The following is an 18,358-nucleotide window of genomic DNA, read 5'->3' as shown; positions in this document are numbered from 1 at the left end:
CAGCGGATCGAGCTGCGACCCATAACGCTGCTCTTCGGTCCGAACAGCGCTGGAAAGAGCACGATATTGCAGGCGCTGCACTACCTGCGCGAAATCCTCGAACGCGGGAACGTCGATCCCGACCGGACGATCTCTGGCGGCCTCATCGACCTCGGCGGTTTCGCGAAGATGGTTCATAACCACGAACTCAATCGACCAATACGCATTGGTGCATGGGTGCAACTTTTGGAGGATGAAACCAGCGAGCGACTGCCGCTTCACTCCGGGATTGGCATCGATGGAGGTTTCGCCAGTCTGCCGCTGAGGTATTTTGAGCGAGCCCCTTCGGGTTTCGTCGACGATTCCGACGTTACGAAAGACACCGGAGTGAACGAAGTCGGTTTACTCATCGAGATCCGATGGAGCGACCTCATAGCCGGGCCATATGTGTCGCGCTTGACGGCAGAACTAAACGGCGAAGCCGTTGCGGATATCGTCTCGCCTCCGCAACCTGGCCGGGCCCGCGTCTGCAATTTCAGATTCGCGCATCCTTTGCTCCTGGACAGCGACCTCGACGATGTAGGGGACCTCGATGGGTCAGAAGATGTCGACCGGAGCACGACGCCCTCTGCAACCGCACTGGAGCAAGAGATCGAGGATCTGTCACGAGCCATGGCGGGTCTCCGCAGTCCAACAGTCGATGCTGAGAAAAGTGCCTACTCGCAGCAGCCAGCTGCCATTCGAGAGCAGTTACAGAACTTGGCGTCAGAACTTCGGCGAGACAGTCGCACCAATAGCAGGGACGACGAGGATAATCGGGAGGCGGCCCACGCGGTCGCCGTCGAGACGCGACTGGGCGCTCTTCCGGACATCGATCGCCCGCTGCAGGTAGATTTGCGCGACATCGACCCAGAGGAGATAGCAGGCGCTTCCTCTCGCCTCCCTGCTCACGTGCAGGTCCCGGGTGCAGGAAAAACGAGAACCGCGATAGCAGTTGAGCTTCGGCGCAGGCAATCGCTCGGGGAATTTCTCGATGAGGTGATCCTAGGACCTGCGAGGATTCTAAGAGATGCACTGGAAAAGATGACCTACATAGGTCCTCTGAGAGAGATCCCAAGCCGAAACTTCAGTGCTCGCCGCTCACCTGATCACGCTCGCTGGGCCCATGGGCTCGCTGCTTGGGATCTGCTCTACAATGACCGCCGCGGCGATCTCATGAACGAGGTGAACGTCTGGTTATCGGGCGAAGAAAGGCTGAGAACGACATACCGGCTGGAGCGGGTGGAGTTCAAAGAAATCCCGGTCCCTAGCGCCATTCACCAGATGTTCGAGCGCGGCCTCAACGAGGACGACATTGGCGACTTGCAGGAACTTTATCTGAGCCTCGCAACGCGGACGGAGATCGCCCTGCGGGACTTCGAGAAGGGCATCCTCGTGGCACCGGGCGACGTGGGCGTCGGCATCTCGCAGATGGTCCCTGTAATTGTCGCCTCCTTGCGGAAGCAGGACGGCGTTCTCGGGATCGAACAGCCGGAGCTTCATGTCCATCCCGCCATCCAGGTCGGCATGGGCGACCTGTTCATTAAGGCCGCGACTAGGGACGAGGACAAGCTTACCTCTGGAAAAACCCTGCTTATTGAGACGCACAGCGAGCACATCATGCTGCGGCTGCTTCGCCGTGTGCGGGAGCAGACCGAAGGTGAGGTTCCGCCCGGAGTGCTCGGACTGACGCCCGATGACCTCTCCGTGATCTACGTCGAGTCTTCGGTCGAGGGTGTGCACTTCCGGCCCCTTCGCGTGAGCCCAGACGGTGATTTCGTGGACCGATGGCCGCACGGCTTCTTCGCGGAACGGGCCGAGGAACTGTTCTGATGCTGTCGGAATACGCGGTAGATCCAGCAGCCATCGGCGCGGACTGGCGAACCTTCAAGGACCTGATAGACCGCTTCGGTTCTGACAAGGGTCGGCTAATCTCTCGCCTCCCAGCAAAATGGGAAAGGAAGGTCATACAGGCAGCACGAGAAGCCGGCGTTCCCGACGTTCGGATGACTGACATTGTCGAACGGTTGCGCGACTCGAAGCACAAGGTCGTCGATTTTAGCCGCGCCTACGACCACGACGCGGACTGGATCGACAACGCCCTACGCGAGCACGCAGCCCGACCGTTTCGGGCGATAATCTGCGACGCCGATAGGGCAGCTTGTTCTGAGGCGATGGGGCCAGACGATTGCTCTGATGCGCATGCGCTTTTTCGAACAACGACCAGCTGCGACGTGACCAGGACCGCAGAAGAGATCGCCGAAGCCCTGCACACGATAACCGCGGTGTCGAAGGAGGTCGACATAGTCGATCCATACTTCGACCTCCGACCGACGAAAGGCAATTATCTTGCCACCTTGGTCTCACTGCTTGGTCGGCTTGCCCGGGATCCAGGTCAAAGCAAAGCCATTAGGATTCACTTCCGTGATCACGATACGCGCCCATCGGCCGAGCTTCTCGCTCGAGACGGATCCGCCCAGGTCGGAGGCTTGCTGCCACCCGGCTATCGCATAGAGCTTTACGCGTGGTCGCAGAGACAAGGCGGTGAAGACTTCCATGACCGGTACGTTCTGACAGACCTCGGAGGGATCATGATCGGGGCGGGCCTATCTGCGGACGGCCCCGGGGAGTCAGCTGCTTTCACGTTGCTTAATTTCGAGCACGCTCAGGGGCTTAGGAGCAGATTTGCTTACGGATCAACAGTCTATACCCGCATCGGATCGGCCGTCCGTATCCGTGACGACGGCAGTACCGAGCTCTTTTGATTGCGAACGTTCGATTTCTGTTCCATCACGCCGGATGCCACTGGCATCGAAGTGTTCAGCCGCAGCCCCAGAAAATCATCGCAATTTCATATGGATGAAAGCTGTTCACCAAATCGGCGCAGTCATGAGGTTCAGAGAATGTCGGCCCTGAGAGAACGCTTCCGGGCCACCTCGCGCAGAGGCCAGTGCTCAGGCCCACTCGCATAACCCTCGAAAACAACGGAAAAATCCGGCCGCGGCCGGATCGGGAGAACGCTTTCGCGAGGGCAAGTGGCGGAGACGAAGGGATTCGAACCCTCGAGACCCTTCCGGGCCTGCACCCTTAGCAGGGGTGTGCCTTCGACCACTCGGCCACGTCTCCGCCGACCCGTTTAGCGGCAGCCGTGCGGGTCGACAAGGGCTAATCGCGCGCCTGTGCGTGGCTTCTGTCGAGGGCGGACGATGCTGCAACCGCGTAAACCGCACCTTAAGACATGGATGTATAAAATTTTACATGGTGGAGTTCACGGAGGGTGCGTGATGACAGTGTTCAGAGAACGATTCGAAACCTATTTCCATTTCGGCGCGCCGATCGACGCTGGCCGGATGAAGCTGCGTCGCAGCGACGAGTTCCTCGATCTCGCGCAGGGGCTCTACAAGGAGACCGTGCTGCGCTGCTCGACCGGGTTGCGTACCGTCGCGCATATTGCGGAGGGTGATCTCGTGATGACCTTCGATCACGGCTTTCGCCCGGTGGTCGCGGTTGAGCGGTTCAGCTTCGCGCGGCTCGGTCGCGATCTGCCAGAGGCGTTCTGGCCGCTGCGCCTGCCGCCGGGGCTGTTCGGCAATGCCGGCGAGCGTTTCGTCGCGCCCGATCAGTGTCTGATGATCGAGAGCGATCTGGCCGAGGAGGAATATGGCGATCCCTTCGTGCTGGTGCCGGGCAAGGTGCTCGCGCTCTTGCCGCAGGTCGAACGCACGCGCCCCGGCCCCGAGCGCGCGATCCACAGGCTGCGCTTCGAGCGGCCGGAGCTGGTCGTGACCAATCAGGGGGCGGTGCTGCTCTGCGACACCGGGTCTTTCTTCGACGACTGGCAGAACCTCGTGCCGGACGAGGATCTGGGGCAACTCATGAACTATACGGCGCTGCCCTTCGAAATGGCGGCCGATCTGCTGCGGCGCGAGATCCGGCGCGACGGCGGGATCGACGCGCATCTGCAAAAGCACCTCACGCGGATGCATGAGCGGGTGGCAGGCTGAAGCGGGAAGCTGGCCTCAGCGCCGGATCTTCGTCAGGCGCGTGAGGTGGATCTCAAGCGTCAGGCGTTGAACAGGAAGTGCAGCACGTCGCCGTCCTGCACCTCGTAGGTCTTGCCCTCGACGCGGAACTTGCCCGCCTCCTTGGCGCCGGTCTCGCCCTTGTACTGGACGTAATCGTCATAGGCGACCGTCTCGGCGCGGATGAAGCCGCGCTCGAAATCGCCGTGGATCACGCCGGCCGCCTGCGGGGCCAGAGTGCCCTTGCGGATCGTCCAGGCGCGGGCCTCCTTCGGGCCGACGGTGAAATAGGTCTGCAGGCCGAGAAGCGTGTGCCCGGCGCGGATCAGCCGGTCGAGGCCGGCCTCGTGCAGGCCCAGCTCCTCGAGGAACATCGTCGCCTCTTCCGCGTCGAGCTGGGAGATCTCCTCCTCGATCTTGGCCGAGATCACCACCGAGGCCGCGCCCTGCTCCTGCGCCATCGCGGCGACCTTGTCGGAAAGCGCGTTGCCCTTCGCGGCGTTCTCCTCCTCGACGTTGCAGACATAGAGCACCGGCTTCGCGGTGAGCAGCTGCAGCATGCCCCAGGCCTTGCGATCGTCCTCGGCCACCTTGACGGAGCGCGCCGGGCGCCCGGCCTCGAGCGCCTCTTTCGCGGCATTCATCAGCCGCGCGTCTTCCTTCGCCTGCTTGTCGCCGGCGTTGATCTTGCGGCCCAGGTTCGCAAGCCGTTTCTCGAGGCTTTCGAGATCGGCGATCATCAGCTCGGTCTCGATCGTCTCGGCATCGGCCAGCGGATCGACACGGCCCTCGACATGGGTCACGTCGCCATCCTCGAAGCAGCGCAGCACATGCGCGATCGCATCGACCTCGCGGATGTTCGCGAGGAACTGGTTGCCGAGGCCTTCGCCCTTCGAGGCGCCCTTCACCAGACCCGCGATGTCGACGAAGGTCATCCGCGTCGGGATGATCTGCTTCGAGCCGGCGATCGCGGCAAGCGTATCCAGCCGCGGATCGGGCACCGCGACCTCGCCCACGTTCGGCTCGATCGTGCAAAAGGGGAAATTCGCGGCCTGCGCCGCGGCAGTCTTGGTCAATGCGTTGAACAGGGTCGATTTGCCCACGTTCGGCAGACCGACGATCCCCATGCGAAAGCCCATTTCATCCCTCCGGCGCTGAATGTCTCGCGCCTCTTACGCGGGCGGGGGGGCTATGGCAAGCCGCGCCCCTTTCTCCATTGATTTTCCCGCGCCCATCGCCCAAACCTGCCCGGACAAATCGAGGGAAACGCCATGACTCGCATCGACGCCAAATTCGCCGCTCTCAAGGCCGAGGGGAAGAAGGCCTTCGTCGCCTATATCATGGCGGGCGATCCCGATCTGGAGACCTCGGCCGAGATCCTGCGCGGCATGCCCGCGGCGGGGGTCGACGTGATCGAGCTTGGCATGCCCTTCACCGACCCGATGGCGGACGGCCCGACGATCCAGCTTGCCGGGCAGCGCGCGCTCGAGGCGGGACAGACCCTGCAAAAGACGCTCGACATGGTGGCGGAGTTCCGCAAGACCGACGATGTCACGCCGATCGTGATGATGGGCTATTACAACCCGATCTATAACCGCGGCGTGCCGAAGTTCCTGGCTGACGCGAAGGCCGCCGGCATCGACGGGCTGATCGTCGTCGACCTGCCGCCCGAGGAAGACGCCGAGCTGTGCCTGCCCGCGCAGGCGGTCGGCATCAACTTCATCCGCCTCGCGACGCCCACGACCGACGCGAAACGCCTGCCGAAGGTGCTGACGAACACCTCCGGTTTCGTCTATTACGTCTCGGTCACCGGCATCACCGGCAGCCAGGCCGCGCAGGCCGGCGATGTCGGCCCCGAGGTCGCGCGGATCAAGGCCTCGACCGATCTGCCGGTGATCGTGGGCTTCGGCATCTCGACGCCGGAGGCCGCGAAGACCATCGCCTCGGTCGCCGACGGCTGCGTCATCGGCTCCGCGATCGTGAAGGAGATCGGCTCGGGCAAATCGCCGGCCGAGGTGCTCGCGACCGTCGCGGCCCTGGCCGAGGGCGCGCATTCGGCCTGATCGCCGTTTCTGCAGAGCATAAATATCCCCGCCGGAGGCACGGGCCCCCGGCGCCGGGCCGGCTTCAGAACGACATCTTCTTGAAGATCGGTTCCGGGACGTGGCGGATCACAAGCATGATCAGCGCCCAGATCTTCGCGGTGTAGATCACGTTGCGCTTGCGCCGGATCCCCTTGAGGATGTCCTCCGCCACCGCCTCGGGCGTGGTCATGAAGGGCATCTTCATGCCATAGGTCATCGGCGTGTCGACCGGGCCGGGCTTCACCGTCATCACATGCACGCCCTTGCGCCCGCAGCGGTTGCGCAGGCCGGAAAGATAGGTCGCGAACCCCGCCTTCGCCGCACCATAGACGTAATTGCCCAGCCGCCCGCGATCGCCTGCGACCGAACCGATGCCGACGATCGTGCCGCAGCCGCGATCTTCCATCAGGGGCGCGAGCAGGCTCAGGAAGGTGGCGGGGCCGGTGAAATTGTCGGCGACCACCCCGGCGATCAGCTCGGGGTTCACGTCGATCTCCTCCTGCGCCGGCATCGAGCCGACGAAGGAGGCGACGTTGATCGCCCCCTCGCACTGGCCGAGCCGCTCGATCAACGCGCCATATTGCGCCGCATCGCGGGCGTCGAACCCGACGGCCTCCGCCGCCGCGGCGCCGCGCAGCCGGCAATCCTCGGCGAGATCGGCGAGCTCCTCCATCCGGCGCCCGGCGAGGAAGAGCACCGCGCCCTGTTCCGCCAGCCGGCGGATGAAGGCGCGCGCCATGCCCGAGCCAGCGCCCAGAATGATCCAGTTCTGCGTCATCTCAGGCACTCCTCAGGCTCAGGCGCCGCACGAGATCGGTCTCGTAATTGCGGTCGGGATCGACTTCGGCCACCACGGCCTGCCAGTCGCTCAGTTCGGGATACATCGCGCGGATGCGGGCGCCCTCGGCCAGCGCATCCTTCGCGAAATAAAGGCGTCCGCCGGCATCGGCCGCGGCCAGCTCCAGATCGCGGATCAGATCGCGCGCCGCCGGGCGGTTCGGGAAATCGACGGCGAGCGTATAGCCCTCCATCGGAAAGCTGAGATAGCCCGCACGCCCCGGCCCCATGCGCTTGAGCACGGCAAGCGGCGAGGCGAGACCCGAGGTCGCGATCGCCTCGACCATCTCGCGCAGGGCGGGGGCCTGGTCGAGCGGCACGACGCATTGGAACTGGTGAAAGCCGCGTTTGCCGTAAAGCCGGTTCCAGTCATGGATCTTGTCGAGCGGGAAGAAGAACTCGCCGATCGGCTTCACCACGGTGCGCCCGCGCGCCGGCACGCGGGAGTAATAGGCCCAGTTGAAGGCATGCACGATCGGCGCCGAAAGCGCGAAATGCGGCGCATCCATCGGCACGCGCGCGGTGAGAGCGCGCTTGTGAACGAGGCCGGCGGCGGATTCGCCCTCCTCGACGATGCCGCGGCCGAGATGCGCCCCGGTCGCCGTCGCGTCGATCCAGCCCACGGTGTAGCTCGCCGTCGAGGCGTCGAGAAAGGCGACATGCTCGTCCCAGTTGCGGGCGCGGCGCTCGATCACCATCATCGCGTCGCCCTTGCAGGGCTTCATCTGCAGCTTTGCGGCGACGATCACCCCGGTCTGGCCAAGCCCGCCCACCGTTGCGCGGAAAAGCGGCGTGCCGGGCAGCGCGGTGACCTCGGCGCCGTTCTGGATCAGCGTGATTTCAAGCACATGGGCGCCGAAAGACCCCGCGTGGTGGTGGTTCTTGCCATGCACGTCCTGCGCGATGCAGCCGCCCACGGTGGCAAAACCGGTGCCCGGCATCACCGCCGGCAGCCAGCCGCGCGCGGCAAAGGCCTCGGCAATTTCGCCGATGCGGGCGCCGGCCTCGACATGGAGCACGCCGGTCTCGGCGTCGAAGCCGCGCATCCGGTCGAAACGGGTCATGTCGACCATCCGGCCGCCGTCGTTCAGCGGCGCATCGCCGTAGGAGCGGCGCATGCCGAAGGCGGGGGCCGCCTCGAGCGCGCCGAGATCGGCGGGGCGTTCGGGGCGGGCGACATCGCCATGCGCGCGTTTCGCGCGGCCCCAGCCTGCATAATCTGTCTCTTTCCACATCATTTTTCTGCCCCTTGCTCCTGGGCTTTCAGCGAGGCCCGCTCGGCGAGCGGGAAAGTGGCGAGGCCGATCGCGATCGCGAACCAGAGCGTGGTCAGGCGGATCACGGCGGTCGCCGGAACCGAGATCTCGAGCGGCACGCCGTCGAGGGAAAGCAGCGCCACCATCGCCGCCTCAGCGCCGCCAAGGCCACCGGGCGCGCCGGTAAGACCGCCGGCGAGCGTGGCGAAGACGAAGATCGCGATCGCCTTCCAGAGCCCGATCTCGGCGCCCATCCAGCCAAGCAGGAGGTGGAAGGCATAGCCCTCCGCCATCCAGCCCATCAGGCCGAGGGTAAGCACGAGGCCGAGCGTCGGCCCGTGGCTGAAGCGTGCGAGCGAGCGCGCAGCGGCACGGGCGCGGGCGAAGAGCCGCGGGAAGCGGCCAAGCGCGCGATAGGCCAGCGTCACGAGCGCGGCGAGCAGCCGCGGGCGCGTGGCCACCACCGCGGCGGCGAGCGCGAGCAGGGTGACGGGCAGCGCCCCGGCGATGCCGCCCGCCGCAAGCGAGACGGCGAGCGCAAGGATCAGCCCCATTGCGGCGAGGTCGCCGGCGCGGTCCATCAGCGCGAGCGGCGCGGAGCGTTCGATCGCCCAGCCGGTCTCGCGGCGCAGCCAGCGCATGCGCACGAGCTCTCCGACCCGGCCCGGGGTCACCGACATGGCAAAACCGCCGAGATAGTGGCGGATGTCCTGTGCGAGCGTGGTGGGCAGGCCGAGGCGGCGCGCGAGCAGGTGCCAGCGCGCCGAGCGCATCAGGTAATTCGCAAGCGAGAGGCCGAGCAGGGCCGCGATCTGCCACAGGTGCAGCCGCGCGATCTGGGCGAGCGTCTCGCGCCAGCCGGTGGCGGAGGCGAGCCCGGCAAGCCCGAGGCCCACGAGGCCGAGGAGCCCCGCGATCAGCGCGCGGTCGCGCCAGCGGCGGGCGGCGGGAGGGGCGGAGGGCGTATGTCTGCTCAGGGTCATCATTATTCCTGAGCTAGCGGGTAATTGGGGCAGGAATATGATGCTGTCCCTGATCCGCGAACAATTTTCACGGGGGAGGGGGCGCTGCCCCCGCTGCTGCGCAGCCCCCCGAGGTATTTTCGGCAAGATGAAGACAGGGCGCTGGCGCTGGCCCGGGGTCAGTTCTGGAACACGTCCGCCCATTCGGGGTGCTTGCGCCGTTGCGCGGCGACGAAGGGGCAGAGCGCGATGATCTTCACCCCCTCGGCGCGGGCGTCGGCGACGAGGCGCTCGGCCAGCGCGAGCCCGGCCCCGGTGCCGCGCAGCGCGTCTGGCACGCCGGTGTGGTCGGCGATGATCAGATGCGGCGAGGCGATCGAATAGGTCAGCTCCGCCTCCGCGCCGTTCTGGCGCAGGAGGTAGCGCCCCTTCGTCTCGCCCCGCTCGCGGGTGATGACGGGGTCAGTCGACAATCGTCGCCTCGGTCGCGGCGCGGAGGTCTTCCTCGGTCACGCCGGGGGCGGTCTCGACGATGTGCAGCCCCTTGTGACCGACGTCGAAGACGCCGAGATTGGTGATGATCCGGTCCACCACCCCCTTGCCGGTGAGCGGCAAGGTGCATTCCTTGAGCACCTTGCTCTCGCCGTGTTTCGAAGTGTGATCCATCACCACCACCACGCGCTTCACCCCCGCGACGAGGTCCATCGCCCCGCCCATCCCCTTCACCAGCTTGCCGGGGATCATCCAGTTCGCCAGATCGCCCTTCTCCGACACTTCCATCGCGCCGAGGATCGCCATCGCGATCTTGCCGCCGCGGATCATGCCGAAGCTCGTGGCGCTGTCGAAATAAGCGGTCTGCGGCAGCTCCGTGATCGTCTGCTTGCCGGCGTTGATGAGGTCGGGGTCTTCCTCGCCCTCCCAGGGAAACGGCCCCATGCCGAGCATGCCGTTTTCCGATTGCAGCGTCACGTTCACCCCCTCGGGGATGAAGTTCGGCACCAGCGTCGGGATCCCGATCCCGAGGTTCACATAGGTGCCATCATGCAGTTCGAGCGCGGCGCGCGCCGCCATCTGGTTGCGATCCCAGCCTTTGGCTTCCTGGGCCATGCGTTCTCCTCCGGTTTCAAATCGAGGCCCGGCGCGCGGGGTCATCCGCGGCGGGCGATGGGGTCAGGCCGAGTTCGCGGCGCGCGTAATCGGCAAAGGCCTGCGCGCCGTAACCGGCATCGAGGTGGCGGTAGTCGGGTTTCTTCGCGCCGGCGACGGGCGGGCGGGCGAAGCGGTCGAGGCTGAAACAGGCTTCGGACCGGGTTTCCTCGGGCTGCGGCAGAAACCGATAGCCGGCCGCGGCGAGATGGCGCGCGATCGCCGCCTCGTAAAAGGCGATCCAGCGCGCCGCGCTTGCATGGGTGGCGAGTGCGGAAAGCGCGCGCTCGTGCCCCGGGCCGGTGTTGCGGGTGAGCGCGAGCGGGAAGGGGGCGGGCTGGAAGCAGAACCGCGGATCGGGGCCGAAGAGCGCCGCAAGCTTTGCGACGCGGGCGCCGACAAGCCCGTCGATCAGCGCCTCGGCGGCGGCGGTGGAGATCAGCGGCCGCTCGGCGCGCCCGGGCTCCTCGAGGATGTCGTGCCCGCCGATCAGCCGCGCCATCGTCATCAGCTGGAACCGGTCGCCGACGCAGAAGATGCGCTCGAACGGGGCGAGGTCGATCTCGGGCGTGTCGTTCCACTTGCGCGCCTTCGCCCGGCCGAACCGGTCGCCGCGCGCCGGGCCGAAGACGCCGCCCTCGCAGCGCGCGGTGAGGAAGGCGGCGCCGGGCAACCCGTAGAAGGTGAGATCGAGGCCGGGGAAGGCCTGCGCGATCTCGGGCCGCGCGAGGCGGATCGTGCCAGAATGGGAGGTGCCGAGAACGAGGATCTTCATTTGCGCCGCGCCTCGATCAGCATTTCCTCGCAGATCACCGCGTCGTCGCCGTCCTCCTCCGCGACGGGGGCGCGCGGGGCGGGGGGCTCGGCCTCGGCATGGGCGGCGAAGAAGAGCGCCATCGCCGCCTCCACCCCCTCCTCGGCGACCGAGCGCAGGTTCGGCCGGTAAAAGCCCGAGCGCGCGGCGGGATTGGTGATCACCTCGTAGGAGGGGAAATAGTCGACATCGGCATGGGCGGCGGAAAACTCCCCCGCCGCCGCGCGCAGCACTGCCTTCGACATCACCGTCGCGGCCAGCACATGGCCGCCGCTCGCGGTCGCGGTGAGTGGCACCGGCGAGACGGTGAGCAGCATCTTCGCCGCCGGGTTGAAGCTGCGCATCAGGTCGCGCAGGGCGGCGAGATCCGCGAGGATCTCGGCCACGGTGAGCGCGTGGAAGACATGGGTCGCGGGATCGTAGCGGCCCGCGATCGTGCCCGGCGCGGTCGGGTAGACGGTGCCGCTGGCGCGATGCAGCCAGCATTCCGTGAGCCCGAGGGTGAAGACGAAGAGATCGGTCTGCAAAAGTGCGGCGCGCACCGCGGCGAGATGCGCCGCGCGCGCCTCGCGCACGAGTTCGGGCGAGGAAAGGCCCCCGGGTTCGACATTGGGGCGCTGGGCGTCGAAGAAACGCCCGTCGCGCTCCCAGACCGGATCGGCGGGGGCGGCCTCGCCGAAGGCCTCATGCACCAGCTGCAGCATCTGCCGCGTGGTGTAGACATTGCCGTAACGCGCCGAATAGAGCCCGTAGCCGAAGCGCGCGAGCGCCTCGCGCGGGAAATCGCCCGCCGGGGTCTCGGTGTCGATCACGTTCCAGCCGCGCGCGACGAGATTGCGATGGACATGCTGCGCGAAACAGCTGCCCGCGGTCATGATCCGCATTTCGGGCGTGATCGCGAATTTCGGCGCGTAAAGCTCCGCCACCGCCGCGGGCGGCTGGCCCGCGACGCCCGTGCGCCAGAAGGCGCGATCGGGGAGGTGATCGTAGGGGGAGCCCATCGCGGCCGCAGGCCTCAGGCCGCCGGCCGCTTGCGCGTCGTACGCTGTTCGATCCGCTTTTCGTGTTCGCCCTGGATCAGCCGGTGGACGTAGATCCCCGGCAGGTGGATCAGGTCGGGGTCGAGCGAGCCGGTGGGCACGATCTCCTCGACCTCCATCACGCAGACCTTGCCGCACATCGCGGCGGGCGGATTGAAGTTGCGCGCGGTCTTGCGGAAGATCGCATTGCCGCTCTCGTCCGCCTTCCAGGCCTTCACGATCGAAACATCGGCGACGATGCCGCGTTCGAGCACATAGGTCTGGCCGTCGAATTCCTTCAGCTCCTTGCCCTCGGCCACGACCGTGCCGACGCCGGTCCTGGTGTAGAAACCGGGGATGCCCGCGCCGCCCGCGCGCATGCGCTCGGCCAAGGTGCCCTGCGGGTTGAATTCGAGCTCGAGCTCGCCCGAGAGATACTGGCGCATGAATTCCGCGTTCTCGCCGACATAGGAGGAGATCATCTTGCGGATCTGCCGCGTGTCGAGCAGCTTGCCGAGGCCGAAACCATCCACGCCGCAGTTGTTCGAGGCGATGGTGATGTCCTTCACGCCGCTCTCGACCATCGCGTCGATCAGAAGCTCCGGGATACCGCAAAGCCCGAAGCCGCCCGCCGCGATCATCATCCCGTCGAACAGCAACCCGTCGAGCGCCTCCGCCGCAGAACCGTAAACCTTCTTCATCGGACCCTCCCTGTGACCTTCGGGAAAGTTGTGACGAAGCGGCAGGCAGGTGTCAATCGCCGCGACGCGGCGGGGCGGCGGGGCTCAGTCCTCGACGACATCCCCGTCCGGGGCCGCCTTTTTCGCGGGCGCTTTCTTCGCGGCGGGTTTCTTTGCCGCGGGCTTGGCGGCCGCCTTCTTCGCCGCGGGTTTCTTCGCGGGTTTCTCGGCCCCGTCCTTCGCCGCCTTGGCCTTGGGCGCGGGTTTCTTCGCGGGTTTCTTGCCGCCCTTCGAGGCCTTCGCCTCGATCAGCGGCAAGGCAAGCTCCAGCGTCACCGCCTCCGGCTCGACATCCTTCGGCAGGGTGGCGTTGACCTTGCCCCATTTCACATAGGGCCCGTAGCGGCCAGGCATCACCGTGATCTCGCCGCCGTCGGGATGCTCGCCAAGGGTCTTCAGCGGCTGCGCCGCCGCCCCGCGCCCCGGCCCGCGCGCGAGTTTCTGCGCCAGCAATTCGACCGCGCGGTTCATGCCGATGGTGAAGACCTCCTCGGCATCGGGCAGGTTCGCATAGGTCTTGCCCCATTTCACATAGGGCCCGAAACGGCCGAGATTGGTCTCGACCGGCTCGCCGTCCTGCGGATGCGGTCCGATCTGGCGCGGCAGGCTGAGCAGTTGCAGCGCGCGCTCGAGGTCGATCGATTCGGGCGACCAGCCTTTGGGCAGGCTCGAACGCGGCGGTTTCGGCACCTCCTCGCTCGCCTCGCCCTTCTGCACATAGGGGCCGAAGCGGCCGATGCGCAGCGTCACCGCCTGACCCTCGTCATGGCCAAGCACCTTGCCGTCGAGCGCCGAGGCCTCCTCGCCGCCCGGCGCCGAAAGCGGCCGGGTGTATCGGCATTCGGGGTAATTGCCGCAGCCGATGAAGGCCCCGCCCGAGCGCGCCGTCTTCAGATGCAGCCGGCCCGAATGGCAGACGGGGCATTCGCGCGGATCGCTGCCGTCGGGGCGCGGCGGATAAAGATGCGGCCCCAGCACCTCGTCGATCTTGTCGAGCACCTCGCCGATGCGCAGATCGGCGGTTTCACCCAAAGCCGCCGAGAAATCGCGCCAGAACCGTGCGAGCACTTCCTTGTAATCGCGATCGCCCGCCGAGATGTCATCGAGCTGCTCCTCGAGATCGGCGGTGAAATCATATTCGACATAGCGGCGGAAATAGTTCGACAGGAACGCCGTGACGAGCCGCCCGGTGTCCTCGGGGATCAGCCGGTTCTTGTCCTTGCGGACATAGCCGCGGTCGACGATCGTCGTCAGGATCGAGGCATAGGTCGAAGGCCGCCCGATGCCGAGCTCTTCCATCCGCTTCACCAGCGTCGCCTCGGTGTAGCGCGGCGGCGGCTGGGTGAAATGCTGCTCGGGCGTGATCTGGTTCTTCTGCGCGGGCTCGCCCTGCATGATCTGCGGCAGGCGCGCGCCGTCCTCGCCCTCGTCGTCGTCGCGGCCCTGATCGTAGATCTTGAGGAAGCCGTCGAAGGTCACGACCTGCCCGGTCGCGCGCAGCTCGACCTCGCCATCGCGCGAGCCGACGTCGACTGTGGTGCGCTCCATCACCGCGGCGGCCATCTGGCTGGCGAGGGTGCGCTTCCAGATCAGATCGTAAAGCTTCGCCTGATCGTCGGCGACCTTGAGCCGCTCAGGCGAGAGGCTCATGTCGGTCGGGCGAATGCATTCATGCGCTTCCTGCGCGTTCTTCGCCTTGTTCTTATACATGCGCGGGCTCGAGGGGACGTATCTGTCCCCGAAGCGGCGCTTGATCTCGTCACGCGCGGCCATCACCGCCTCGGGCGCCATGTCGATGCCGTCGGTCCGCATGTAGGTGATGTAGCCCGCCTCATAAAGCCGCTGTGCGGCGCTCATGCAGGCCTTCGCCCCCATGCCGAACTTGCGGCTCGCCTCCTGTTGCAGCGTCGAGGTCATGAAGGGCGGGTAGGGGTTGCGCGTCGCGGGTTTCGCCTCGACCGATTTCACGGCGAGATCGCGCGAGGTCACCGCCTGCACCGCGAGCTCCGCATCGGTCTCGGTCGCGAGGTCGAACTTGTCGAGCTTGCGGCCGCCCAGCACCGTCAGCCGCGCGGTGTAGCTCTGGCCGCGCGGGGTGGTCAGCTCGGCCGTCACCGTCCAGTATTCGCGCGCCTTGAAGGCCTCGATCTCCATCTCGCGCTCGACGATGAGGCGCAGGCAGACCGATTGCACGCGCCCGGCCGATTTCGCGCCGGGGAGTTTGCGCCAGAGCACCGGCGAGAGGTTGAACCCCACGAGGTAATCGAGCGCACGGCGGGCGAGATAGGCCTCGACCAGCGGGCCGTCGACCTGACGGGGGTGCTTCATCGCCTCGGTGATCGCCGATTTGGTGATCGCGTTGAAGGTGACGCGGCTGACCTTCTTGCCCTTGAGCTTCTTTTCCAGCGCCTGTTCGAGGTGCCAGGAAATCGCCTCCCCCTCGCGATCGGGGTCGGTTGCGAGGATCAGTTCGTCGTCGCCCGCCAGCGCGTCGGTGATCGCCTTGATGTGTTTCTTCGAATCGCTCGCGACTTCCCATTTCATCGCGAAATCGGCGTCGGGGTCGACCGATCCGTCCTTCGGCGGCAGGTCGCGGACATGGCCGAAGGAGGCAAGCACGGTGTAGTTCGAACCGAGATATTTGTTGATTGTCTTGGCCTTGGCGGGAGATTCGACGACGACAACGGCCATGACTTCCTCATTCAATGCTCGGATCTGCACTTGGGCGCGGAACATGTGGGGGTTGTGGGGGGAATGTCAATGACGCTTGCACGCACGCCCCGGCAGGCCCAGGCTTGTGGCCGCAGGAGGAGGAAAAGATGATCGGCACGGCGAGAGGAGCGGCGTTGCGCGGTTTCGCGCTGGGCGTCGCGGTGATGGCGGGGGCCACGACGGCCTGCGCGCAGGACTGGACGGAACCGGCGCGCGGATCGCAGCTGCGGCGCGATCTGCTCGATGCGCTGCGCCCGATCGCGGAATGGAATCTGGGCGCGCCGGTGGAGTTCTACGTCTCCACGCTGCGGGTGCGCGGCGATCATGCCTTCGGCATGGTGTTGGCGCAGCGCCCGGGCGGCGGGGCGATCGACATGGCGCAGACGCCGGTCGTGAAACGCGGCGAGTTCGACCCCGAACTGGCCGAGGTCGGCGCCGGGATGGAGGCGTTCTGGATCAAGTCCGGCGCGATGTGGTCGGTGGTGGACTATGGCATCGGCTCGACCGATGTCTGGTTCCAGAGCGAACCGTTTTGCGCCGAATTCGGGCCGCTGATCCCCGAATATTGCCGCGGTCTGCGCTGAGCTCAGGCGCGGCTGATCATGCCGCCGGGATGGCGCTGCACCTCGCCCTCGATCTCGAGGGGGACGAGTTCGCGCGCCAGCGTCGCCGCGTCGACGCCAAGATCGCGACTCACCGCATCCTCGGGCGTGGGCGTGGGGCCGAGGAGCGCGAGCAGCCGCTCGCGCAGCCCCTTGAGCGCGGTGGCGACGGGCGGCGCAGGAGGCGCGGCAGGCTCCGGTTCCGGGGGCGTCTCGGGCGCGGCCACCAGTTCATAGCCGAGTGCCGCCAGCACATCCTCCGCGCCCCGCACCAGCAGCGCGCCGTCGCGGATGAGAATGTTGCAGCCCGAGGCGCGCGCATCCATCGGATGGCCGGGCACCGCCATCACCTCGCGCCCGTAATCGAGCGCCTCGCGCGCGGTGTGCAGGCTGCCCGAACGCGCGGCGGCCTCGACCACCACGGTGGCGCGGCAAAGCCCGGCGATGATCCGGTTGCGCGCCGGGAAATGCCGCGCGAAAGGAGCTTGGCCCGGGGGCATCTCGCTCAGCCGCAGGCCGCGTTCGGCGATCGCCTCGCCGAGCGACGCGTTCTCGGGCGGATAGACCGTGTCGATCCCCCCGGCCATCACCGCGATCGTTCCGGTGGCGAGCGCCGCCTCATGCGCGGCGGCATCGACCCCGCGCGCGAGGCCGGAAACCACGACGAGCCCCGCCGCGCCGAGATCTTCGGCAAGCCGTCGCGCCATCCGCAGCCCGAGCGAGGAGGCGTTGCGCGCCCCGACCAGCGCCACGCGCGGCTGTGCGAGCAACGCCAGATCGCCGAGCGCCCAAAGCACCGGCGGCGCGTCGGGCGTTTCGGCCAGATCCTCGGGGTAGCCGGGAAAGCCATGCAGCAAAAGCCGCGCCCCCGCGCGCCGGCCCGCCGTGCGCTCGGCCCGGGCGACGCCCTCGGGGCAGGGGGTGTAATCCGCGGCCCCGGCGGCTCGCGCCACCTCGGGCAGCGCCGCAAGCGCCGCCGCGGCCGAGCCATGTTCCGCGATCAGTCGGTGAAAGGTCGCCGGTCCCACGCGGCGCGAGCGAACGAGACGGAGAAACGAAAGTTCATCTTCTTCCGTGGTGGGTGGGGTGAAGGGGGTGGGGTAAGAAAACAAACCTGTTTCCATCCGTCCCTCCGCCTCGTCGCTTCTTCGTTGTGCACCCTTTTGGTTAACAACTCGTTTATGGAATCACGATTCGCGTTCAAGTTGTATAAAATTTTCACAACTCACGCGAAAAACCGCTCTCCCCGTCTGGCAAGGCGGACGAAACCCTGTTCAGGCGGCCGAACCGCCCACGGTGAGCCCGCCGATCAGGAGCGTCGGCTGCCCCACGCCCACCGGCACCCATTGCCCCGCCTTGCCGCAATTGCCGATGCCGGGATCGAGCGCCATGTCGTTGCCGATCGCGCGGATCTTGCGCATCGTGCTCGGCCCGTCGCCGATCAGCGTCGCCCCCTTCACCGGGGCGCCGACGACGCCGTTCTTCACGCGGTAGGCCTCGGTGCAGTTGAACACGAACTTGCCGTTGGTGATGTCGACCTGCCCGCCGCCGAAGCCCACGGCATAGATCCCGTCCTTCAGATCGGCGAGGATCGCCTTCGGATCGGCATCGCCGCCAAGCATGTAGGTGTTGGTCATCCGCGGCATCGGCGCATGGGCGAAGCTCTCGCGCCGCCCGTTGCCCGTCGGCGCCACGCCCATCAGCCGCGCGTTCTGCCGGTCCTGCATGTAGCCGACGAGAATGCCGTCCTCGATCAGCACGTTCCGGCCCGAGGGTGTTCCCTCGTCATCGACGGTGATCGAGCCGCGCCGGTCAGGGATCGTGCCGTCGTCGAGCACCGTCACGCCTTTCGCCGCCACCTGCTGCCCCATCAGCCCGGCAAAGGCCGAGGTCTGCTTGCGGTTGAAATCGCCCTCGAGCCCGTGGCCCACCGCCTCGTGCAAAAGCACCCCGGGCCAGCCCGGGCCAAGCACGACATCGAATTGCCCCGCAGGCGCGGCCTCCGCCTCGAGGTTCACAAGTGCGATGCGCAGCGCCTCGCGCGCGGCGGGCTGCCAATGCGCGGGGTCGATCAGCCCGGCAAGGCCGAAGCGCCCGCCGCCGCCGTGCGAGCCCGATTCGCGCCGCCCGTTCTCCTCGACGATGA

At 66.7% G+C, this 18,358-nt stretch carries 17 protein-coding genes and 1 tRNA gene; 5 read left to right on the top strand and 13 right to left on the bottom strand.

Features of this window, described 5'->3' with window-relative positions:
• A partial coding sequence (locus tag AB7U46_RS16180; RefSeq protein ID WP_428338020.1) for an AAA family ATPase occupies positions 1 to 1,851 on the top strand: 1,851 nt, incomplete at its 5' end.
• Entirely contained in the window at positions 1,851 to 2,783 is a 933-nt protein-coding gene (locus AB7U46_RS16175) for a hypothetical protein (protein ID WP_428338019.1), read from the top strand. The genes AB7U46_RS16180 and AB7U46_RS16175, both read left to right, overlap by 1 nt.
• A gap of 271 nt (positions 2,784 to 3,054) precedes the next feature.
• Here the strand turns inward: AB7U46_RS16175 and AB7U46_RS16170 are convergent.
• Positions 3,055 to 3,144: transfer RNA gene (locus tag AB7U46_RS16170), tRNA-Ser, on the bottom strand.
• 158 nt (positions 3,145 to 3,302) lie between these two features.
• On the opposite strand from AB7U46_RS16170, the gene AB7U46_RS16165 reads away from it, so the two are divergent.
• Entirely contained in the window at positions 3,303 to 4,022 is a 720-nt protein-coding gene (locus AB7U46_RS16165; RefSeq protein WP_428338018.1) for a Hint domain-containing protein, read from the top strand.
• 59 nt (positions 4,023 to 4,081) lie between these two features.
• Here AB7U46_RS16165 and ychF read toward each other — a convergent pair whose 3' ends face one another.
• Complete coding sequence (gene ychF, locus AB7U46_RS16160; RefSeq protein WP_428338017.1) at positions 4,082 to 5,179, bottom strand: redox-regulated ATPase YchF; 1,098 nt, start codon at positions 5,177 to 5,179, stop codon at positions 4,082 to 4,084.
• A gap of 132 nt (positions 5,180 to 5,311) precedes the next feature.
• Between ychF and trpA the strand changes: the two genes are divergently transcribed.
• A complete protein-coding gene (gene trpA / locus AB7U46_RS16155) occupies positions 5,312 to 6,103 on the top strand; it encodes a tryptophan synthase subunit alpha (RefSeq protein WP_428338016.1) in 792 nt (263 codons plus the stop codon).
• A gap of 64 nt (positions 6,104 to 6,167) precedes the next feature.
• Here trpA and AB7U46_RS16150 read toward each other — a convergent pair whose 3' ends face one another.
• The 9 genes from AB7U46_RS16150 to topA all read right to left on the bottom strand — a co-directional run bounded on the left by AB7U46_RS16150 (position 6,168) and on the right by topA (position 15,589).
• Positions 6,168 to 6,902, bottom strand: a complete 735-nt coding sequence (locus AB7U46_RS16150) for an SDR family NAD(P)-dependent oxidoreductase (RefSeq protein WP_428338015.1) — start codon at positions 6,900 to 6,902, stop codon at positions 6,168 to 6,170.
• A 1-nt stretch (position 6,903) separates the two neighbouring features.
• Entirely contained in the window at positions 6,904 to 8,196 is a 1,293-nt protein-coding gene (locus tag AB7U46_RS16145; RefSeq protein ID WP_428338014.1) for an FAD-binding protein, read from the bottom strand.
• Positions 8,196 to 9,200, bottom strand: a complete 1,005-nt coding sequence (locus AB7U46_RS16140; RefSeq protein WP_428338013.1) for a lysylphosphatidylglycerol synthase transmembrane domain-containing protein — start codon at positions 9,198 to 9,200, stop codon at positions 8,196 to 8,198. The genes AB7U46_RS16145 and AB7U46_RS16140 overlap by 1 nt, the downstream gene beginning before the upstream one ends.
• A gap of 158 nt (positions 9,201 to 9,358) precedes the next feature.
• Positions 9,359 to 9,652: a GNAT family N-acetyltransferase gene (locus tag AB7U46_RS16135; RefSeq protein ID WP_428338012.1), complete on the bottom strand. Its 294-nt coding sequence runs from the start codon at positions 9,650 to 9,652 to the stop codon at positions 9,359 to 9,361.
• Entirely contained in the window at positions 9,642 to 10,286 is a 645-nt protein-coding gene (locus AB7U46_RS16130) for a CoA transferase subunit B (RefSeq protein WP_428338011.1), read from the bottom strand. The genes AB7U46_RS16135 and AB7U46_RS16130 overlap by 11 nt, the downstream gene beginning before the upstream one ends.
• Positions 10,287 to 10,302: 16 nt before the next feature.
• Positions 10,303 to 11,100: a hypothetical protein gene (locus AB7U46_RS16125; protein WP_428338010.1), complete on the bottom strand. Its 798-nt coding sequence runs from the start codon at positions 11,098 to 11,100 to the stop codon at positions 10,303 to 10,305.
• Positions 11,097 to 12,140 carry a GSCFA domain-containing protein gene (locus tag AB7U46_RS16120; RefSeq protein WP_428338009.1) on the bottom strand — a complete coding sequence of 348 codons (1,044 nt, stop codon included), beginning with the start codon at positions 12,138 to 12,140 and terminating at the stop codon, positions 11,097 to 11,099. The genes AB7U46_RS16125 and AB7U46_RS16120 overlap by 4 nt, the downstream gene beginning before the upstream one ends.
• Positions 12,141 to 12,154: 14 nt before the next feature.
• Positions 12,155 to 12,859: a CoA transferase subunit A gene (locus AB7U46_RS16115; RefSeq protein ID WP_428338008.1), complete on the bottom strand. Its 705-nt coding sequence runs from the start codon at positions 12,857 to 12,859 to the stop codon at positions 12,155 to 12,157.
• An 84-nt stretch (positions 12,860 to 12,943) separates the two neighbouring features.
• Complete coding sequence (gene topA, locus AB7U46_RS16110; protein ID WP_428338007.1) at positions 12,944 to 15,589, bottom strand: type I DNA topoisomerase; 2,646 nt, start codon at positions 15,587 to 15,589, stop codon at positions 12,944 to 12,946.
• Between the two features lie 128 nt (positions 15,590 to 15,717).
• On the opposite strand from topA, the gene AB7U46_RS16105 reads away from it, so the two are divergent.
• A complete protein-coding gene (locus tag AB7U46_RS16105) occupies positions 15,718 to 16,194 on the top strand; it encodes a hypothetical protein (RefSeq protein WP_428338006.1) in 477 nt (158 codons plus the stop codon).
• A gap of 2 nt (positions 16,195 to 16,196) precedes the next feature.
• Here AB7U46_RS16105 and dprA read toward each other — a convergent pair whose 3' ends face one another.
• Complete coding sequence (dprA, locus tag AB7U46_RS16100; RefSeq protein WP_428338005.1) at positions 16,197 to 17,336, bottom strand: DNA-processing protein DprA; 1,140 nt, start codon at positions 17,334 to 17,336, stop codon at positions 16,197 to 16,199.
• Between the two features lie 150 nt (positions 17,337 to 17,486).
• A partial coding sequence (locus AB7U46_RS16095; protein ID WP_428338004.1) for a metallopeptidase TldD-related protein occupies positions 17,487 to 18,358 on the bottom strand: 872 nt, incomplete at its 5' end.

Source organism: Paenirhodobacter sp. (genome assembly GCF_050177655.1).
Classification (GTDB): Bacteria; Pseudomonadota; Alphaproteobacteria; order Rhodobacterales; family Rhodobacteraceae; genus Rhodobacter.
The sequence above is the reverse complement of the archived record's forward strand: the minus strand, read 5'-3'. Positions and strand labels throughout refer to the sequence as shown.